At 62.1% G+C, this 18,623-nt stretch carries 16 protein-coding genes; 5 read left to right on the forward strand and 11 right to left on the reverse strand.

Annotated features, from left to right (window positions below; all coding sequences use genetic code 11):
• Positions 1-37 precede the first annotated feature (37 nt).
• Positions 38-2,824, reverse strand: coding sequence for a bifunctional aconitate hydratase 2/2-methylisocitrate dehydratase (locus tag AB8A27_RS12885; RefSeq protein WP_441242246.1), 2,787 nt, complete (start codon positions 2,822-2,824; stop codon positions 38-40).
• Between the two features lie 310 nt (positions 2,825-3,134).
• Positions 3,135-4,031 carry a LysR family transcriptional regulator gene (locus tag AB8A27_RS12890; RefSeq protein WP_441242247.1) on the reverse strand — a complete coding sequence of 299 codons (897 nt, stop codon included), beginning with the start codon at positions 4,029-4,031 and terminating at the stop codon, positions 3,135-3,137.
• 291 nt (positions 4,032-4,322) lie between these two features.
• Here AB8A27_RS12890 and AB8A27_RS12895 point away from each other — a divergent pair, with 291 nt between their 5' ends.
• Both AB8A27_RS12895 and AB8A27_RS12900 read left to right on the forward strand, forming a co-directional pair.
• The gene (locus AB8A27_RS12895; RefSeq protein WP_441242248.1) at positions 4,323-5,057 is read left to right on the forward strand and encodes an SDR family NAD(P)-dependent oxidoreductase; all 735 of its coding nucleotides are present in this window, start codon (positions 4,323-4,325) and stop codon (positions 5,055-5,057) included.
• 16 nt (positions 5,058-5,073) lie between these two features.
• Positions 5,074-5,673, forward strand: coding sequence for an NADPH-dependent F420 reductase (locus tag AB8A27_RS12900; RefSeq protein ID WP_441242249.1), 600 nt, complete (start codon positions 5,074-5,076; stop codon positions 5,671-5,673).
• A gap of 300 nt (positions 5,674-5,973) precedes the next feature.
• On the opposite strand, the gene AB8A27_RS12905 is transcribed toward AB8A27_RS12900, so the two are convergent.
• The 5 genes from AB8A27_RS12905 to AB8A27_RS12925 form a co-directional block, all read right to left on the reverse strand.
• Positions 5,974-6,753, reverse strand: a complete 780-nt coding sequence (locus AB8A27_RS12905) for a DUF6602 domain-containing protein (protein ID WP_441242250.1) — start codon at positions 6,751-6,753, stop codon at positions 5,974-5,976.
• 43 nt (positions 6,754-6,796) lie between these two features.
• Positions 6,797-7,537, reverse strand: a complete 741-nt coding sequence (locus AB8A27_RS12910; RefSeq protein WP_441242251.1) for a TIR domain-containing protein — start codon at positions 7,535-7,537, stop codon at positions 6,797-6,799.
• Positions 7,538-7,601: 64 nt separating this feature from the next.
• Positions 7,602-9,209 (reverse strand): glutamine-hydrolyzing GMP synthase, encoded by a 1,608-nt coding sequence (guaA, locus tag AB8A27_RS12915; RefSeq protein WP_441242252.1) that lies wholly within the window; start codon positions 9,207-9,209, stop codon positions 7,602-7,604.
• Positions 9,210-9,379: 170 nt separating this feature from the next.
• Positions 9,380-10,687 (reverse strand): RsmB/NOP family class I SAM-dependent RNA methyltransferase, encoded by a 1,308-nt coding sequence (locus tag AB8A27_RS12920; RefSeq protein WP_441242253.1) that lies wholly within the window; start codon positions 10,685-10,687, stop codon positions 9,380-9,382.
• 40 nt (positions 10,688-10,727) lie between these two features.
• Positions 10,728-11,078 (reverse strand): hypothetical protein, encoded by a 351-nt coding sequence (locus tag AB8A27_RS12925; protein ID WP_441244900.1) that lies wholly within the window; start codon positions 11,076-11,078, stop codon positions 10,728-10,730.
• Positions 11,079-11,288: 210 nt separating this feature from the next.
• On the opposite strand from AB8A27_RS12925, the gene AB8A27_RS12930 reads away from it, so the two are divergent.
• Positions 11,289-11,930: an acriflavin resistance protein gene (locus tag AB8A27_RS12930; protein ID WP_441242254.1), complete on the forward strand. Its 642-nt coding sequence runs from the start codon at positions 11,289-11,291 to the stop codon at positions 11,928-11,930.
• 69 nt (positions 11,931-11,999) lie between these two features.
• Entirely contained in the window at positions 12,000-12,848 is an 849-nt protein-coding gene (locus AB8A27_RS12935) for a metallophosphoesterase family protein (RefSeq protein ID WP_441242255.1), read from the forward strand.
• A 154-nt stretch (positions 12,849-13,002) separates the two neighbouring features.
• Here AB8A27_RS12935 and AB8A27_RS12940 read toward each other — a convergent pair whose 3' ends face one another.
• From AB8A27_RS12940 to AB8A27_RS12955, 4 genes are all read right to left on the reverse strand, one after another.
• Positions 13,003-14,025, reverse strand: a complete 1,023-nt coding sequence (locus AB8A27_RS12940) for an NADP-dependent oxidoreductase (RefSeq protein WP_441242256.1) — start codon at positions 14,023-14,025, stop codon at positions 13,003-13,005.
• Between the two features lie 87 nt (positions 14,026-14,112).
• Positions 14,113-14,739, reverse strand: a complete 627-nt coding sequence (locus tag AB8A27_RS12945) for a hypothetical protein (protein WP_441242257.1) — start codon at positions 14,737-14,739, stop codon at positions 14,113-14,115.
• A 242-nt stretch (positions 14,740-14,981) separates the two neighbouring features.
• Positions 14,982-16,469, reverse strand: a complete 1,488-nt coding sequence (gene guaB / locus AB8A27_RS12950; RefSeq protein WP_115029188.1) for an IMP dehydrogenase — start codon at positions 16,467-16,469, stop codon at positions 14,982-14,984.
• Positions 16,470-16,696: 227 nt separating this feature from the next.
• Entirely contained in the window at positions 16,697-17,536 is an 840-nt protein-coding gene (locus AB8A27_RS12955; RefSeq protein WP_441242258.1) for an SDR family oxidoreductase, read from the reverse strand.
• Between the two features lie 109 nt (positions 17,537-17,645).
• Here AB8A27_RS12955 and AB8A27_RS12960 point away from each other — a divergent pair, with 109 nt between their 5' ends.
• Positions 17,646-18,539 carry a LysR family transcriptional regulator gene (locus AB8A27_RS12960; protein ID WP_441242259.1) on the forward strand — a complete coding sequence of 298 codons (894 nt, stop codon included), beginning with the start codon at positions 17,646-17,648 and terminating at the stop codon, positions 18,537-18,539.
• The last annotated feature ends 84 nt before the right edge of the window (positions 18,540-18,623 follow it).

The following is an 18,623-nucleotide window of genomic DNA, read 5'->3' on the forward strand; positions in this document are numbered from 1 at the left end:
CCGCCACCGATTTTTGAACAGCCCTAACTTGCCGCCCTTAGTAGTGGACGGACGCCCCCATCGCGCCGGACTTCGGCGGTGCGAACTTGGTCAGGTCGATGCCTTCGACCGCGGCCTTGTATTCTTCCGCGCTCGGCGTGCGGCCGAGAATAGCCGCCAGCACCACGACCGGGGTCGAGGCCAGCAGCGATTCACCCTTCTTCTCGGCGGTGTCTTCCACCACGCGGCCCTGGAACAGGCGGGTCGAGGTGGCGAGAACGGTGTCGCCCTTCTCCGCCTTTTCCTGGTTGCCCATGCAAAGGTTGCAGCCCGGGCGCTCGAGATAGAGGATGTTTTCGTAAGCGGTGCGGTTCGCGGTCTTCGGCTTCACGTCGTCGAATTCGAAGCCCGAATACTTCTGCAGGATTTCCCAATCCCCTTCGGCCTTCAGTTCGTCGATGATGTTGTAGGTCGGGGCCGCGACGACCAGCGGCGCGTTGAACGCGACCTTGCCTTCGGACTTCTCGATGTTCTTGAGCATCTGGGCGACGATCTTCATGTCGCCCTTATGCACCATGCATGAGCCCACGAAGCCGAGATCCACCTTCTTGGTGCCGCCGTAATAGGAGATCGGGCGGATCGTGTCGTGGGTGTAGCGACGCGACACGTCGGCATTGTTGACGTCGGGGTCGGCGATCATCGGCTCGTCGATGATGTCGAGATCGACGACGACTTCCGCGAAGTACTTGGCATTCGCATCCGGCGTCAGTGCGGGCTTCTCGCCCGAACGGATCTCGCCGATACGCGCATCCGCCTTGTCAATCAGGCCCTTCAGCGTTTGGGCGGGATTGTCCATGCCCTTGTCGATCATGATCTGGATGCGCGACTTGGCGATCTCCAGCGAAGAGATCAGCGTCGCGTCCTGCGAGATGCAGATCGACGCCTTGGCCTTCATCTCGGCCGTCCAGTCGGTGAAGGTGAAGGCCTGGTCAGCCAGCAGCGTGCCGATATGGACTTCGATGATGCGGCCCTGGAAGACGTTGTCGCCGCACTGCTGCAGCATCTGCGCCTGGGTCGCATGCACGACGTCGCGGAAGTCCATATAGGGCTTCATGCTGCCCTTGAAGGTCACCTTGACCGATTGCGGGATCGGCATGGTGGCTTCGCCGGTCGCCAGTGCCAGCGCCACGGTACCGGAGTCGGCGCCGAAGGCGACGCCCTTCGACATGCGGGTGTGGCTATCGCCGCCGATGATGATCGCCCAGTCATCCACGGTGATGTCGTTCAGCACCTTGTGGATCACGTCGGTCATCGAGTGATAGACGCCCTTCGGATCGCGCGCGGTGATCACGCCGAAATTGTTCATGAAGGACATGAGCTTCGGAATGTTGACCTGCGCCTTCTTGTCCCAGACGGACGCGGTGTGGCAGCCCGACTGATAGGCGCCGTCCACGAGCGGCGAGATGACGGTGGCCGCCATCGCTTCCAGCTCCTGCGCGGTCATCAGACCGGTGGTGTCCTGCGAGCCAACGATGTTGACCTTCACGCGCACGTCGGAGCCGGCATGCAGCACCTTGCCCGGCGTCACGCCGACGGCATTACGGTTGAAGATCTTCTCGACCGCGGTCAGGCCCTGGCCCTCGACAGTGATCTCCTTGTTCGGAGCGAACACCGGGGTAGCTTCGACACCCAGCGTCTGCGCAGCGAAGGTCTGCAGCTTCTTGCCGAACACGATGGCGTAGGACGAGCCCGCCTTCATGAATTCCATCTTCTGCGGCGTGAAGGCGGCGGCGACGTCGACCAGCTCGTTGCCGGCCTCGTCGCGCAGCTTCTTGGCCTTGGCGTCGAGCTTCAGCACGGTGCCGGTCGCGACCGAATATTTCTGCTCGAGGATCGGGTTGCCCTCATTGTTGAGCAGCGGCTTGCCGTCCTCGCCGAGCTTCTTGACCCAGTTCTTCAGATTGACGCCGATGCCGCCGGTGACATCCACCGTGGTTGCGAAGATCGGCGAGATGCCGTTGGTGCCGGCGACGACGGGGGCGAAATTGACGAAGGGCACATAGGGGCTGGCCTGCTTGCCGGTCCATAGCGCCACGTTGTTCACGCCGGACATGCGCGACGAGCCGACGCCCATCGTGCCCTTCTCGGCGATCATCATCACGCGCTTGTCCGGGTGCTGCGCCTGCAGCGCCTGGATTTCCTTCTGCGCTTCCGGCGTGATCATGCACTGGCCATGCAGCTCACGATCCGAACGCGAATGCGCCTGGTTGCCGGGCGACAACAGGTCGGTCGAGATATCGCCTTCTGCGGCGATATAGGTGACGACCTTGATCTCGTCGGCGACGTCCGGGAGTTTGGTGAAGAATTCGGCCTTGGCGTAGCTCTCGAGCACGTCCTTGGCGACGGCGTTGCCGGCCTTGTAGGCATCGCGCAGCCGGAACATGTCGGCGTCGTAGAGGAAGACCTGGGTCTTCAGCACTTCGCCCGCCTGCTTCGCCAGCGCGGCGTCGGTGCCCAGCGCGACGTCGAGCAGCACGCCGATCGAGGGGCCGCCCTTCATGTGCGACAGCAGTTCCAGCGCGAAGCTGGGCGTGATTTCCGGAACGATCGCCTCGCCGAGGATGATCTCCTTGAGGAAGGCGGCCTTGACGCCCGCGGCGCTCGTGGTGCCCGGCAGGGTGTTGTAGATGAAGAATTTCAGGGCGTCGGCGCGGTATGCGCTGCCGTTGTCCTTGATCAGGGCGATGATTTCGCCTGTGAGCGCGCCGTCGTCGATCGGCTTGGGAGCGAGGTTCTGAGCTTTTCTGCTTTCGATCTCAGCGAGGTAATCTGAATAAAGGCTCATCATCATCCCAACGTCATGAGGAGGTTGACGCTGAAACGCAGCGCCACCAACCGTTATTGTTAAAACCGGTCTAAAGGCGAATTCGGCTTCGAGTACGTCAATCGGGGCCGACTGACAAGATACTGCATTGCGGTAAAAATAGTCCTTTAAATTCAGCGTTCAACGGTCAAAACATGACGGCAGGCATGCTTGCCGGGCTGAAATGACGGTTCTCACCCGACCTGTCGCAAAGAAACGCTCCCAAGACCGTCCGAAACGTCGGCCTGACCCGCCGCCGTCAGCAAATTGGTGGTCGGCGACCCGCCGCACATCAGTCGCGCGATATGGACAGCCCTGCGAGAAGCGGCGCATACGCGGCGAGTCTGCGGGATATGAACTCCGTGAAGAGCCGCACCCGCTTCGTCTTGCGCGTCTCCCCCTGCGTGAGAAGCCAGAGCGTCCCATGCTTGGGCAGGTCGGTGCCCGGCACCCTCACCAGTAGAGGGTCGGCATCTCCGACGAAGCACGGCAGCTTCGTCATCCCGATCCCTTGCTGCGCCGCTACGATCTGCGCCTCGGCGTCCGGGGTCCTGAACGGAACTCCCGTGGTGTGAACCTCTCCCTCGCGCGCCCAGCCCGGGAGTCCGTGATTGTTGATGACGATCCACCGGATGGGATCAAGCGCGCCCGCACGCCACGCGGCGAGTCGATCGCGAGACATGTAAACGGCGCTGAACAGCTCCGGTCCCCTCAGGCCGTGAAGATTGAGCGGCAGGGTCTTGCGGTCGGCGACAATGCGGATCGCGACGTCTGCCTCTCGGTTGGTCAGATTCGCCACCTCGCCGCTCGACAAGATTTCCATCTCGATGTCCGGGTGCATATGCGAGAAGTCTGCGAGATCCGGCATGAGCAGGTGTGTGGCGAGGAACGGTGGAAGTGTCACCCGCAAAAGCCCGCGCGCGCCCTGGTCGCGACCGAAGACGCGCGTCTCCAACTGGTGCGACGACGCTTCCATCTGGTCAGCGAGCTCGAGGACCTCCTCCCCCGCAGCTGTCAGGCGGTAGCCCGAAGGCAGCTTCTCGAACATCAGCGCCCCGAGCCGTTCCTCCAGTTGGCCGATGCGTCGCAGCACGGTGGAGTGATTCACCCCGAGGCGCCCGGCGGCGGCCCGAACTGAACCTCCGCGCGCGACGGCAAGAAAATATCGAACGTCATCCCAGTCGATCATGGTGCATTCCTGCGCCACGCGGGGCGCCTTTCCAAGGCCCGTGTCTAACATCACCGAACGGCATCCTGCATTGGGATAGCAAGGGTGGGCGTTATCGCACACACCGGCGCACGCAGCCCCCTCCCGAACGGGGGCGCTGATCGTTGCACCTGACGTCGGCCGCCCAGCCGGATCGATTTCGCACCACCGATGTGCACGCTTCCGCACTGAACGCCCGACGCCGGCGGACCCATGTCCACGGTCTCGGGGGCCTTCCCCGAACGACCAAACACGGAGTCTGAAGGAAAAGTCATGGGAAAGCTTGAAGGTAAGGTTGCAGTCATCACGGGTGGATCGAGCGGCATGGCGCTGGCGAGCGCCAGGCGGTTCGTTGAAGAAGGCGCTTACGTCTTCATCACGGGCCGGAGGCAGGAGGCGCTCGATGAGGCCGTCAGGCTGATTGGCCGGAACGTGACCGGCGTGCGTGGCGACGCGGCCAATCTCGACGACCTCGACCGCCTGTTCGACACGGTCAAGCGGGAAAAGGGAGAGATCGACATCCTGTATGCGAGCGCCGGCACGGGCGAAGCCTTGCCACTGGGCGAGATTACCGAGCAGCATTTCGATGCGACCTTCGACCTGAATACGCGCGGCACGCTGTTCACGGTGCAAAAGGCGTTGCCGCTGTTAAACGATGGCGGATCGATCTTCATGACCGGATCGGTTGCATCGTTGAAAGGCTTTCCTGGTTACAGCGTGTATGCGGCGAGCAAGGCGACGCTGCACGCATTCGCACGCGGGTGGCTCAACGAGCTGAAGGGCAGGAATATCCGGGTGAACGTGCTGCACCCCGGGCCGATCGCCACGCCGATGCAGGACCAGGTCCTCACCGAGGAGGCGAAGCAGATGTTCGAATCCCTGATCCCGCGGGGAAAGATGGGTCGTCCCGAGGAAATTGCGGCGGTCGCGCTGTTTCTTGCTTCAGACGATTCGAGCTTCGTGAATGGGCTGGAGCTGTCTGTCGACGGCGGCTTCTCGGCCATCTGAAAATCGGAGAAACGTTATGAGCTATGCGATTGTAGGATTCGGCAAGATAGGCCAGGCCCTCGCCCACGCCTTCGCCCGTAAGAACATCGACGTGACCGTCGCGAGCCGTCGGCCGCCCGAAGCGCTGGCGACACAGGCTCGGGCGATTGGACCCACGGTCGTCGCCAAGTCACTGCCGAAAGCACTCGAGGCCGACACGATCATCCTGGCGGTCCCGTTCGGGGAGCATCGCGCGGTTGCGAAGGCCCTGCCGAACTGGAAAGGCAAGACGGTCATCGACGCGATGAACGCGTTTCCAGTCCCTGAAGAGCTGGACGGCGTCCCGTCCTCGGCCTTCGTTGCGAAGTCGTTCACCGGCGCCAGGCTCGTCAAAGGCTTCAATCACCTGATTGCGGCGAAGCTGGCAACCGATCCGGTCGTCGCGGGCGGCCACCGCGTCGTCTTTCTGTCGAGTGACGACGATGATGCGATCGCTCCCGTGGCGGATCTCGCCAGACAACTCGGCTTCGCACCGGTCAAGCTCGGCAAGCTCGACGAAGGCGGCGCGCTGGTGCACGCCCGCGGCCGTACGTGGGGCCCTCTGATCTTCCAGGATTTGTTCAAGACGGAGCAGTAGTCGATCAACGACTGTGTGATCGACGCCGAAAACCGGTCGCGCGCGAAAGGCATAATGGGACACTTGTCCCGGACGCGGTGCAGCACTTTTGTGCTGCTCCGCGGATCCGGGACCGTCGGGAATTCCGGCGTTTGGGACGCCCGTAGCTCTGCGAAGCACCACGCCCGAGTGGGCGTGATGCTTCGCGTCCGGGACACGATGACGAAGTTGTTAGTTTAAGTCGTAAGGCGCAATAGCGAAGCGTATCGCGCCCTCCATCGACGACGCTGTGGGATACGCAGCGCTAATCCTCTCGACTCTTTAGATTTTATGCCAAAAGCGATTGAGATCGGATGCGTAGTTGAAATATGGAGCTCGATCTCGCCTTCTATTTTCGCGATCAATGAAGTTATAAAATGCAAACCAAAATGCAACGAGGGCCTGCCCCGTCGCCTCGTCCTCAAGAATGACTGACCGAGATCGAGTATCTATGAGCCCTCGGTTCAATACATAAACAAAATCGATAGCACCATCGGCAGGTCCAGCGGAATGCTTTTCAAATCGCGCTAGCTCCGTTGCAGCCCATTTGCTTTCTTTGACGTCAGTGTCATAGGCGAACAGGCCGTGCAGATATCGGTAAGCACGTGGCCCGGATGCAGCATGCGCGGTAGACGAGCCTAATTTCCTTTTCATCGGCTCAAGCAACTTCAGTTCTCTCGCCGCCTCTTGGGAAGTTGCCACCTCCGTCGCGTTCAGTTTTGATTTAACCTCCACACTGGCAAGTAAAGCCTCAGCTGGGAGCACCACTGTATCACCGCTGTAGAGCGGAAAATTCTTTATTGCGTCGAAAATCACCACGTCAAGCTGAGGGCTCTTCCGCCCTTTTAGATCAACGACCTCACCTTTTCTCGCGTGATAGGAATTTGGCAGCAAGCCATCAATGAACGCTACCAGGTCAAGCTCCCGCTCGGTTCCTTTGGCGCCGGCATGCTTAATATTGGCAGTCTCACGCACCCGAAGACTGAAGTATGCTAATGCCGTCCCGAATTTATCAACAAAATCCGGAATCGCATGACCCTGATTGAAGCGATTTCGTCCCATTTACTCGCCGCCCCCCGGCAATTAGCAACGACGATGACCGCGGTCAGACTCCAACCCGGTGAATGAGGGAATCATCAATCTCGATACCAGCATTCTTCATGCGCGTGGCAAGGCGTACTCCCACCTCTTTAACATGATCGTTAAATTCAAGGCGCAGAACGCCATCTATATCGCTTGGAATCTCGAGAGCGCCTTTCTTTAAGATAACCATTCTATCTCGCCCAAGAGACGCGAAAACCATTCCCATCTCGAGCACGACATTCTGGCGCGCTCTCGGCTGCCTATCCGTCTCACCTTTGACTTTAGCGTAACCAAAATCATCAGGCGTCATCAGAACTATGCCAAAAGCAGCTTCCCGATAAATCTGCTGCTCCAGCGCTTCAATTATCGTTTTGCTTTCTCCATCATTATTTTGGAGAATGTATGGGTCAAGATTCAAGCGACGTAGCACAAGTTCTAGCTGCTCAAGTGCTGTATGGTCATGCCCATGGACCACGAATATTTTGGTTCGTTGGTCAGTTGCTTTTTGTGATGAGTTAGAGTCCGTCGCCGGACGCGTGAACGCGGAAACGTCGCCTGAAAAAATCGCTTCCAATTCCGCCTTGGGCTCAGGTTTTCCCTGGAATTGAAGTGTTCCCTTAGAAGACCAGAAATTTAAAATCCCGCCCTTCTTAGATCGAAAACTATGTTTACCTAGCTCGTCTTCTGACCAATCGCCAGTAATGGCGGCGCTCGCTACCTTGTGCTTCAGCTCCTCGATATCGCCCGCGAAATTTGCCGCCAAGACTATCTCCGATTTTATTGTAACTGCCAGCATCTGGCCGGCAGGCGCTGTTACAGATTCTTCCTCACTCCCACTCAATCGTCCCCGGCGGCTTCGAGGTGATGTCATACACCACGCGGTTCACGCCCTTCACCTCGTTGATGATGCGCGTCGCGGTCTCGCCCAAGAACTTCATGTCGAAGGCGTAGAAGTCCGCGGTCATGCCGTCGGTCGAGGTCACGGCGCGCAGGCCGACGACGTATTCATAGGTGCGGCCATCGCCCATCACGCCGACGGTCTTCACCGGCAGCAGCACGGCAAAGGCCTGCCAGATGGTGTCGTAGAGGCCCGCCTTGCGGATCTGGTCGATATAGACGGCATCAGCCTCGCGCAGGATGTCGAGTTTTTCACGCGTGATCTCGCCGGGGCAGCGGATGGCGAGGCCGGGGCCCGGGAACGGATGACGGCCGACGAAGATGTCGGGCAGGCCCAGCTCGCGGCCGAGATCGCGGACTTCGTCCTTGAACAATTCGCGCAGCGGCTCGACCAGCTTCATGTTCATGCGCGCCGGAAGGCCGCCGACATTGTGGTGCGACTTGATGGTGACCGAAGGTCCGCCGGTGAAGGAGACGCTTTCGATCACGTCGGGATAGAGCGTGCCCTGCGCGAGGAAATCCGCGCCGCCGATCTTCTTCGCCTCAGCATCGAACACGTCGATAAACAGGCGGCCGATGGTCTTGCGCTTCACCTCGGGATCGGTGACGCCTTCGAGCTCGCCAAGGAACGTCTTGGACGCATCCACGTGGACCAGCGGGATGTTGTAGTGGTGCCGGAACAGATCGACGACGGTCTTGGCCTCGTCCTTGCGCAGCATGCCGTGATCGACGAATACGCAAGTGAGCTGGTCGCCGATGGCTTCATGGATCAGTACGGCTGCGACTGCACTGTCGACGCCGCCGGACAGGCCGCAGATCACCCGGCCCTTGCCGACCTGGGCGCGGATCTTCTCGATCGCTTCCTCGCGGAAGGCGCGCATGGTCCAGTCGCCGGTGAAACCGGCGATGTTGCGCACGAAGTTGCGGATCAGTTTTGCGCCGTCCGGCGTATGCGCGACTTCCGGGTGAAACTGCATCGCATAGAACTTGCGGACATCGTCAGCGATGATCGAGATCGGCGAGCCCGGCGCTTTCGCGACAGCACGGAAACCGTCGGGCATCTTGGTGACGCGGTCGCCATGGCTCATCCAGACGTCGTATTTGCCGCCCTTCTCCCAGACGCCTTCGAACAGCGCGCAGTCGTCGGTGATCTCGATGGCGGCGCGGCCGAATTCGCGGTGATGGCCGGCCTCGACGGTACCGCCGAGCTGCTGCGCCATGGTCTGTTCGCCATAGCAGATGCCGAGCACCGGCACGCCGGCGGTGAGGATCGACAGCGGCGCGGACGGTGCGTTGTCGTCGAGCACCGAGGCCGGACCGCCGGACAGGATCACGGCCTTCGGCTTCATCTCGGCGAAGGCCTCTGCAGCCTTGTTGAACGGCACGATTTCCGAATAGACGCCCTCCTCGCGGACGCGCCGCGCGATCAGCTGCGTCACCTGAGAGCCGAAATCGACGATCAGAATCTTGTCATGCGCCGCAGCCACATGGGGTGACGGATCGGCGGGCGAAACGGAGGTTTTGCTGGGGGCTGTCATAGCGAGGAATTACGCGACTCATGCCGGCCTCGCAAGGCTGAAAAGCCGGGATATGGCTGGTCTGCGCCGCCCTATCCACGTCATTGCGAGCGCAGCGAAGCAATCCAGAAGCCACAAGGAAGACTGGATTGCTTCGTCGCAAAGGCTCCTCGCAATGACGGGGATGGGCCTTAGCCAGCCTTCTTCCGCACCATCACACTCACGAAAAACCCGTCCGTTCCGGTCCGCCGCGGGGTCATCAGCAGGCCTTCCGGGCTCTGATAGGTGGCTGCGGCGAAATCCTCGGATTTGTCCCACAGCACCGACATCACCTGCTCCGGCGGCACCACAGCAAACTCCGGCTGGCGGGCGGTAAAAGCGCGGATCTGGTCGCGGTTTTCCTGAGGAAGCACCGAACAGGTCACATAGGCGATCCGGCCGCCCGGCTTCACCAGTGCGACAGCGCGATCCAGCACCTCCTGCTGGTCCTTGATCCGGACTTCGAGGGCGCCCGGCCGCATCCGCCATTTGGCGTCGGGATTGCGACGCCAGGTTCCGGTGCCGGTGCATGGCGCATCGATCAGCACGAGATCCGCGGAGTTGTGGATGTCGCTGAGCGTGTCATCCGGCCCCTTGGGCGTGCGGATATCGGCATTGTGGACGCCGGCGCGCGACAGCCGCTCGTGGATCGGCGCGAGCTGGCGCTTGTCGGCGTCGGTGGCGATTAACCGGCCCTTGCCCTGCATCATCGCTGCCAGCGCCAGCGTCTTGCCGCCTGCCCCCGCGCAAAGATCGATCACCTGTTCGCCCGGCTTGGCATTGGCGAGCAGCGCCGCAAGCTGCGAGCCCTCGTCCTGCACCTCGATGCCGCCCTTGATGAAATCCTCCTCGGCATGGATGCCGGGATTGCGCGCATCGGCGCCGAGATCGATCCGCAAGCCCAGCGGCGACCACGGCGTCTCGGTGGCGCCGAGATGCCGGAGCGAGCCCAGCACCTTCTCGCGCTTGGCCTTCAGCGTATTGACGCGCAGATCCAGCGGTGCACGGCTGGCCATCGCGGTGGCTTCCGCCACGCGATCGTCGCCAAACACCTCGGCCAACTGGCCGTCGAGCCATTCCGGATAATCGCCGGCGATATGCGCCGGCGCCCCCGCCGTCGTCCGCGACGTCAGCGCGGCGCGCTCCGCGTCCGACAGCGGCTCCGGCGCGAAACGGCTGCCGTCGCACAGCGCGGCAATCGTCTCCACGTCCATGCTGCGCTCGGCCTTGAGCATGCCGAGCACCCGCGCCCGCGATGTGTCGTCGTCCATAATCCAGGCGCTGGAGGCCCGCCGCCGCAGCACGTCCCAGACCAGCCCGGAAATCCCGGCCCGGTCGCCGGAGCCGGCGAAACGGTGCGCGGTGCCCCACTCCTTCAGCGCCTTGGCGGCAGGGATACGCTGGCTGTCGATGGCCTCGATCACATCGATCGCGGCTGAAATTCGTGCGGCGGGAGTCATGACAATCTTTCGACGGAGAGAGGCGCGATGCCGCCCCCGATCAAATCAGGAGAAGCATCCGCAGCGCGAAGTAGAGCCACATCGCCAACAACACAAGCGCGCTGGCAAGCCAGGCTTGCGATCCACGGCTGCCGCCGACGAAACCGGCACTGACAAAACGGGCGATCACGAACACCCAGGACAGGCAAACCAGCACCAGATCGATCTTGCGCAGCGGCAGTCCGATGGCGATCAGCGCATAGAACAGCAGATCGAGCTGCGGAGCGGTATTCGGCAGGTCGCCGGCATCATTGCGGCTCAGCACGCCGCCGCGCCGGCCGGTCCAGAAAAAGGCTCCCAATGTGATGGCCACAAGCACAAAGACTGGCAGTAAAACCCATTGAACCGACATTGAAATTTCCTCAGCCACGGGGATTCGAGGCCGCGCGGCACCCGCCTGCGCTCTCATCCTCTCCCCGGGGAACATGACGAATAACCAGCCCCAAAAGTTCCCTGCGGGTTCCATCCGGCCGCATTGAACCGGCGAGGCGGCGACCGACACCCATTTTCAGACGCAGCCCGCTGGCGCGTCACCCTCAAGAGTCCTGCCGAGAGCCCTGCCATGGCCTATCTCGATGCCCTCTTTGCCATGCTGACGCCCGGCGATCCCGACAGCTGGGCCGGCCTCATGATGTCCACCCTGGCCGGCGCCGCTGCAGCGCTCGCGGTGGCTATCCTGCTGAACCTCTATTTCAGCGCCCGCTATCGCTCGGTCTATGACGTGGTCCGCCACGGCGTCGCGACGCTGGCCGTGCTCGGCCTCCTCGCCTTCGCCGCCTATGACATGCGCCACACCGCGCTCGGCTATCTCGGCATCAATCCGACCAGGCCCGCCGTCGAATTCGAAATCCGCCTGCCCGATGCCGTCGCGGCGAAGATCAATGCGGAAGCCACGCAGATCGAGCTGCATACCGACCGCAATCAGGCGCTCGCCGCCATCAGCGAAGGTCCAACCTTTACCAGCAAGGGCGAGAGCATCCTCAAGGGCACGGTGCCGCTCAAGTTTCGCACCACGCAGCGTGTGATGATCGTGAATGTGCCGGGCCAGGCACCGCTGATATTCAAACTGCGGCTCGCCGCCAGCCCGAGCCATCAGGCAGAATTCAGCCCGTGGCATCTGGTCGATCAGATGATCGCATCGGCCAGCGCGGGCAAGACAGCCCGCACCAATGATGGCTATGCGATCAGGTATCGCGTGATCTGATTTTCGGCCGTGCGAGCCATCTGACTGACATCCGGGACGGCTACACTCTCCGTCAGAGGAGTTCCCGCCATGTCCGAATTCCGCCTGATCCAGATCACCGATACACATCTCGGCGCACGCTTTCCGCAATTCGTCGCAAATTTCCAGCACGTCTGCGCATTCATCGACGCAGCAAAGCCGGACCTCGTTATCAATAGTGGCGACCTTGCCTTCGATGGCCCGGGCCATCCCGATGACCTGGCCTTCGCCAGATCACAGCATGACGCCCTTCCCATTGCCTGCCGCTATCTGCCGGGTAATCACGACATCGGCGACAACCCGACTCTGGTCGCTCCGCCACCAACCCAACTGATTTCCGAACAAAACCGGCAGTCATTCGTCTCGGTCTTTGGACACGACCACTGGCGTTTCAATGCGGCCGGCTGGTGCTTCATCGGCCTGAATTCATTGATCATGAATAGTGGGCTCGCCTGCGAAGAGGAGCAGTTCGACTGGCTCGCCTCGCAACTGTCGGGCCTGAACGGACGACCGCTGGCGCTGTTCATCCACAAGCCGCTATTTCTGAATACCCCGGACGATCCGGAACTGGCTGCGACGTCGATCCGCTACGTCCCGATGCCGGCACGCCGCCGTCTCATCGATCTGCTTGACCCTGTCGATCTGCGGCTCGTCGCCTGCGGTCATGTCCACCAGCGGCGCGACACCACATGGCGCAGCGTCAGGCATGTCTGGGCGCCATCGAGCAGTTTCATCATTCGTGCGGAGGACAAGCAGGAGACGATCGGCATCAAGGAAGTCGGGCTCGTCGAATACAGTTTCCAGCCCGGCGACTTTAAAGTTCGTCACAGCCGCGCGCCGGGCCAGACCGACATCGATCTGTTCACCGTCATCAATGAGAAAGGCGAGCCGCGCGCCTAGCGACGACATCGCTGTCGTCCCCGCGCAGGCGGGGACCCATACACGCTGTCGGCGTGGTTAGCACTCGGCCGACGTGGCTCGGCAATCGCCCCAACATATCGTTGGAGGTTATGGGTCCCCGCCTGCGCGGGGACGACGTCGGAGTTTTTGGCGTCTACGCCTTATCCGCGCCGACGCGCACGAGCTGCTTGCCGAAGTTCTTGCCCTTCAGCAGTCCCATGAACGCCGTCGGCGCATTGTCGAGACCTTCGGTGACGTGTTCCTTGTACTTCACCTTGCCCTCGCGCACCCATTGCGACATGTCGCGCAGGAAGTCGCCATGCATCGATGCGAAGTCGCGCACGATGAAGCCGCGGATGTTCAGGCGTTTGGTGAGCACGTTGCGCATCATCGCGGCGGCCCATTTCGGCGCTTCCGACGTCGTGTCGTTGTATTGCGCGATCAGCCCGCATACCGGAATGCGCGCGAAGAAATTCAGCAGCGGAAACACCGCTTCGAACACCGCGCCGCCGACATTCTCAAAATACACGTCGATGCCATTGGGGCACGCGGCCTTCAGCTTCGCCGGAAAATCCGGATCGTAGTGATCGAGGCACTCGTCGAAGCCGAGTTCGTCCTTCACATAGCGGCACTTGTCGGCACCGCCTGCGATGCCGATCGCACGGGCGCCCTTGATCTTTGCGATCTGGCCAACTGCAGAGCCCACCGCGCCCGAGGCAGCAGCAACGACCACCGTCTCGCCGGCCTGCGGATTTCCAATCGCCAGCAGGCCCGTATAGGCCGTCATGCCGGGCATGCCGAGAATGCCGACCGCGGTCGAGATCGGCGCCAGCTTCGGATCGAGCTTGCGCAGTCCCTTGCCGTCGGAGATCGCATGAGTCTGCCAGCCTGCGTGAGCCAGCACGATATCGCCCTTGGCAAAACCCGGATTGTTCGAGGCGATCACCTCGCACACCGTGCCGCCTTCCATCACGCCGTCCACCGGCACCGGCGCGGCGTAGGACGGGCCGTCATTCATGCGGCCACGCATATAGGGATCGAGCGACAGCCAGATCGTACGCACCAGCACTTCGCCCTCACCTGGCGTCGGCACCGCATAATCCTCGACACGGAAATTCGATGGGCCGGGCTCACCGTGCGGGCGCGATGCGAGAACGACGCGTTTGGCTGCTGACATGATACTTCTCCGTTTCTCTTTCTTGATCGCAAAAAAATGCGGCGCGCGATGATCGCGCGCCGCATTCAAAACGTAAACCGGCAAATATCAGGCGGTGAGCTTCGCCAGCACCTTGTCGAATGCTGCAGCTGCACTGTCGAGATCCGCGAAGGACAGGCCGCCATCAGCCGACTGCTTCTGCGCGGCCGTTGCCGTCGGGCGGATTTCAGCCACCGGCTTGCCGCCATCGAGCAGGCTCAGCGGCGCGATCACCTGAAACTCGCGCGCGTCGATCGGCTGGTCCTTGAGCAGGAAGACGCTAAGCGATGCGATGTCCGTGCCGCGGCGATAGGAAATGTAGCGATCGATCGCGACCGAGCCGTCGCGCTGCATGCCGCCGAGCTTTGCATGGCCGTCGGAGCCGAGCAGCTTGTGCGCCTTGAAGCCCTTCACGCCTTCGGACTTCGCCTTCGCGGTCGCTTCGGAGAGATCGTATTTCTCCGCCATCGCCTTGCCGACGGTTGCGAGCTCGGCCGACATGTCGTGCTCGAACTGTTTGGCTTCGCTGCGCGGCTGGCCGATCCGGCGCGGCTTGTCGGCATTGCGCTTGGCAAGTTCGGCGGTGCAGAGCTCGACCAATGCGGTGACCTCGCGGCGCGTCGCATTCTCACGCAGGTTTTTCAGTTGCGCGGTGTCGAGAGCCGAGATGCGTTCGTCCGTCCATTCAATGGCCATGATATCCAACGTTCTTTTCTGCGGGTGTTACTTCGACGCGTGACAAGGTCATTGTCGAAAATGAGCATCACAACGCGACGCGGGGCCAGGCTCCGACGCCGGATTTGTCCGGCCTCGGGTAACCCATGGCCGACAGCGCACGTGACGCGCGAACAATAGCGCGTTTTCGCCGATCTGTGGGGCTCAATTTAGGCAGCGATGCCTATGCGGCACTGCGAAAGTGTCTGAGATCGCGCATATAGTTAAGCACCGCCCGGATAGTTCGGGCTTTCGCGGGTAATCGTCACGTCATGCACGTGACTTTCGCGCAGTCCGGCGCTGGTGATGCGGACGAATTCTGCCTTGTCGTGGAATTCGGTCAGCGTCTTGGCGCCGACATAGCCCATGGCGGCGCGCAGGCCGCCTGCAAGCTGATGCATCACATTGCCCACCGGCCCCTTGTAAGGCACCTGACCTTCAATGCCTTCCGGCACGAGCTTCAGCGTATCCTTGATGTCCTGCTGGAAGTAACGATCCGCCGAACCGCGCGCCATGGCGCCCACCGAGCCCATGCCGCGATAGGCCTTGTAGGAACGGCCCTGCCACAGGAACACTTCGCCGGGGGTCTCGTCGGTGCCGGCGAGCAGCGAACCGACCATGGCGATATCAGCACCGGCAGCGAGCGCCTTGGCGAGATCGCCGGAGAACTTGATGCCGCCATCGGCGATGACGGGAATGTTGGCCTTCTTGGTCGCTTCCACTGCATCCATGATCGCGGTGAGCTGCGGCACGCCGACGCCTGCGACGATGCGCGTGGTGCAGATCGAACCCGGACCGATGCCGACCTTGATCGCGTCCGCGCCCGCATCGATCAGCGCCTGCGCGCCTTCGGTGGTGGCGATATTGCCGGCGATGACCTGCACGGAGTTCGAAATTTTCTTGATACGCGTCACGGCTTCCAGCACGCGCATCGAATGACCATGCGCGGTATCGACGACGACGACATCGACGCCCGCATCGATCAGACGCTCGGTGCGCTCGAAGCCGCCCTCACCCACGGTGGTGGCAGCGGCCACGCGCAGACGTCCCTGCGCATCCTTTGACGCCAGCGGATGCGCGACGGCCTTGTCCATATCCTTCACGGTGATCAGGCCAACGCAGCGATACTGATCGTCGACGACGAGCAGCTTCTCGATGCGATGCTTGTGCAGCATGCGCTTGGCTTCGTCCTGGCTGACGCCTTCCCGCACGGTGACGAGATTCTCGTGCGTCATCAGTTCGGAGATTTTCTGGTTCGGATTGCTGGCGAAGCGCACGTCGCGATTGGTGAGAATGCCGACCAGCTTGCCGGGGACGTCCTTGCTCGCACCGGTCACGACCGGAATGCCGGAGAAACCGTGCTCGCTCATCAGCGCCAGCGCTTCGGCGAGCTTGGCATCGGGTCCGATGGTGAGCGGGTTCACCACCATGCCGGATTCGTACTTCTTGACCTGGCGCACCTGGGCAGCCTGGCCTTCCGGATCGAAGTTGCGGTGGATCACGCCGAGACCGCCGGCCTGCGCCATGGCGATCGCCATACGGGCTTCGGTGACGGTATCCATCGCCGAAGCAATGATCGGAATATTCAGCGGGATAGCCCGCGTTGCGTGCGAGCGGATATCGGCGTCGGACGGCAGGATGTCCGACAGGCCGGGCTTCAGCAGAACGTCATCGAACGTGTAAGCTTCGCGGATCTTCTGAACGACTGCCATTGCCAACTCCATTCGGCGGCCTCGCGGGCCGCGGTAGAACCTTGGATGCGCCGATTAACGGCGGTGCGTGACACCGTCGTCGAATCTGACCCCATCGGTAGGATTGGCGGTGGTCGATAGCATGCTGCTGCGTGAAATCAAAGCGTTTGGCAGCCATGCACAGGCATTTTGGGAAGCGGCACCGCCGGTATCGGCGCCGCTTCTGTCACAACCGCGTCATCACGGTCTCAGGCATCCGCGTCGACGGACAGCGCGATGTCTTTCTGCGCGTCGAGCGCCGTGAGCCGCTCCACGAGGGCCGCGCGCACCATGGTGTAGGTATCGCTGCCCAGCGCCAGCCGCTTTGGCGCTGGATCGCGGGTGACGACCTCAATCATCGCGTCGGCCATTTTGGCGGCGTCGCCGACGATCGGAAACGCGTTGGCTGCAAAGGCGCGGCGAATGTCCCCCACCGGCGTGGCATCATAGGCCGGGGTCGGCGGAGCCGAGATGAGGCTGCTGCCAAATTGCGTCTGGGTTGCCCCCGGTTCGACGATGGTGAAGACGATGTTGAAGGGGGCCACTTCCTGCGCAACGGCTTCGACGAAGCCTTCGATGCCCCATTTGCTGGCGTGGTAGAGGCTGAGCGCCGGAAAGGCGATCTGGCCGCCAGCGGAGGACACCTGCAGAATACGGCCGCCGCCCTGCGCCCTCAGATGCGGCAGCGCTGCGCGGATGACCTGAATCGAGCCGATCAGGTTGGTATCGATCTGATGCCGGATCTGGTCGTCGCTGACCTCCTCGCCGGCGCCCACCAGTCCATAACCGGCATTGTTCAGGACGACGTCGATACGGCCGAGGTCGGCAAAGGCCCGGTCAACGACACCCCGCACGGCGACGGCGTCCGTGACATCCAGTGTGGCGATCCACAGCCGGTCGCCATGGCGCGCTTTCAGATCGTCCAGCGCCCCTGTCTTGCGCAGCGTAGCCGCGACGCGGTCGCCGCGCGCCAGCAGCTTTTCGGTGAGCGCGCGGCCAAAGCCGGACGACGTCCCGGTGATGAACCAGGTGCGGGAAGAAGTGGTCATGGAAAGCTCCTTGAGGTGGGAGGCCGCTGCGGCGGCTGTCCCCTCAAGGTAGACATCCCATCTCATGGGTATATACCATCAATATTATATAACTTGATGAAATTTACCCATGAATGAAAAACCCTCGCTCGGTGATCTGACTGCCTTCGCCGCCATCGCGGCGCATCGCAGTTTTCGCAAGGCGGCCGACGAACTCGGCCTCAAGCCTTCGACGCTCAGCCACATGATGCGGGTGCTCGAGCAGAATCTCGGCGTCCGGTTGCTGAACCGGACCACGCGCAGCGTCGCCCCGACCGAGGCAGGCGAGCGGCTCCTATCCCGTCTGCAGCCGGTGCTGCGCGACCTCGACGCGGCCCTGCAGGAGGTCGACGATTTTCGCGGCAGGCCCAGCGGCACCCTGCGGATCAATTCAAGCGAACCCGGCGCCCGCAAGCTGATGGAAAAGGTGGTACCGACTTTTCTGGCGCGACATCCCGACATGGCACTCGATCTGGTCACCGAGGGGCGGCTCGTTGATATCGTCGCCGAAGGTTTCGATGCCGGCATCCGGCTCGGCGAAGCGGTGCCGCAGGACATGATCGCGGTACGGTTCGGCGGCGAGGCGCGGTTTCTCCCGGTCGCCTCGCCTGCCTATCTCGAACGACGCTCCGCACCGCGTGTACCAGACGATCTCAAGGACCATGCCTGTATCCGGCTCCGGCTGCCGAGCGGCAAACTCTACCGCTGGGAATTCGAGAAGCACGGTCAGGAGCTGGAGATCGACGTGCCGGGTGTGCTCACCCTCGACAATGTCGAACTGATGATCGAGGCCGCGCGCGACGGCCTCGGCATCGCCTATGTCCCGCTCCACTCGGCGCAGCGCTATCTCGACAGCGGCCGTCTGGTCGGCCTGCTCGACGACTGGTGCCCGCCGATCCCCGGCGTGTTTCTGTACTATCCCGGCCACCGCTTGGTACCGCCCGGCCTGCGGGCGTTTATCGATGTGTTGAAAGAGGTTGGGTGAGTACATCGCGGTGTCGCCGCGTGGTCCCGTCATCACGCACGTGTTAGGAGCCATGCCTCCGCTGCGATGGCTGCTCCGGCGACA

Source organism: Tardiphaga sp. 768_D3_N2_1 (genome assembly GCF_052076105.1).
Taxonomy (GTDB): domain Bacteria; phylum Pseudomonadota; class Alphaproteobacteria; order Rhizobiales; family Xanthobacteraceae; genus Tardiphaga.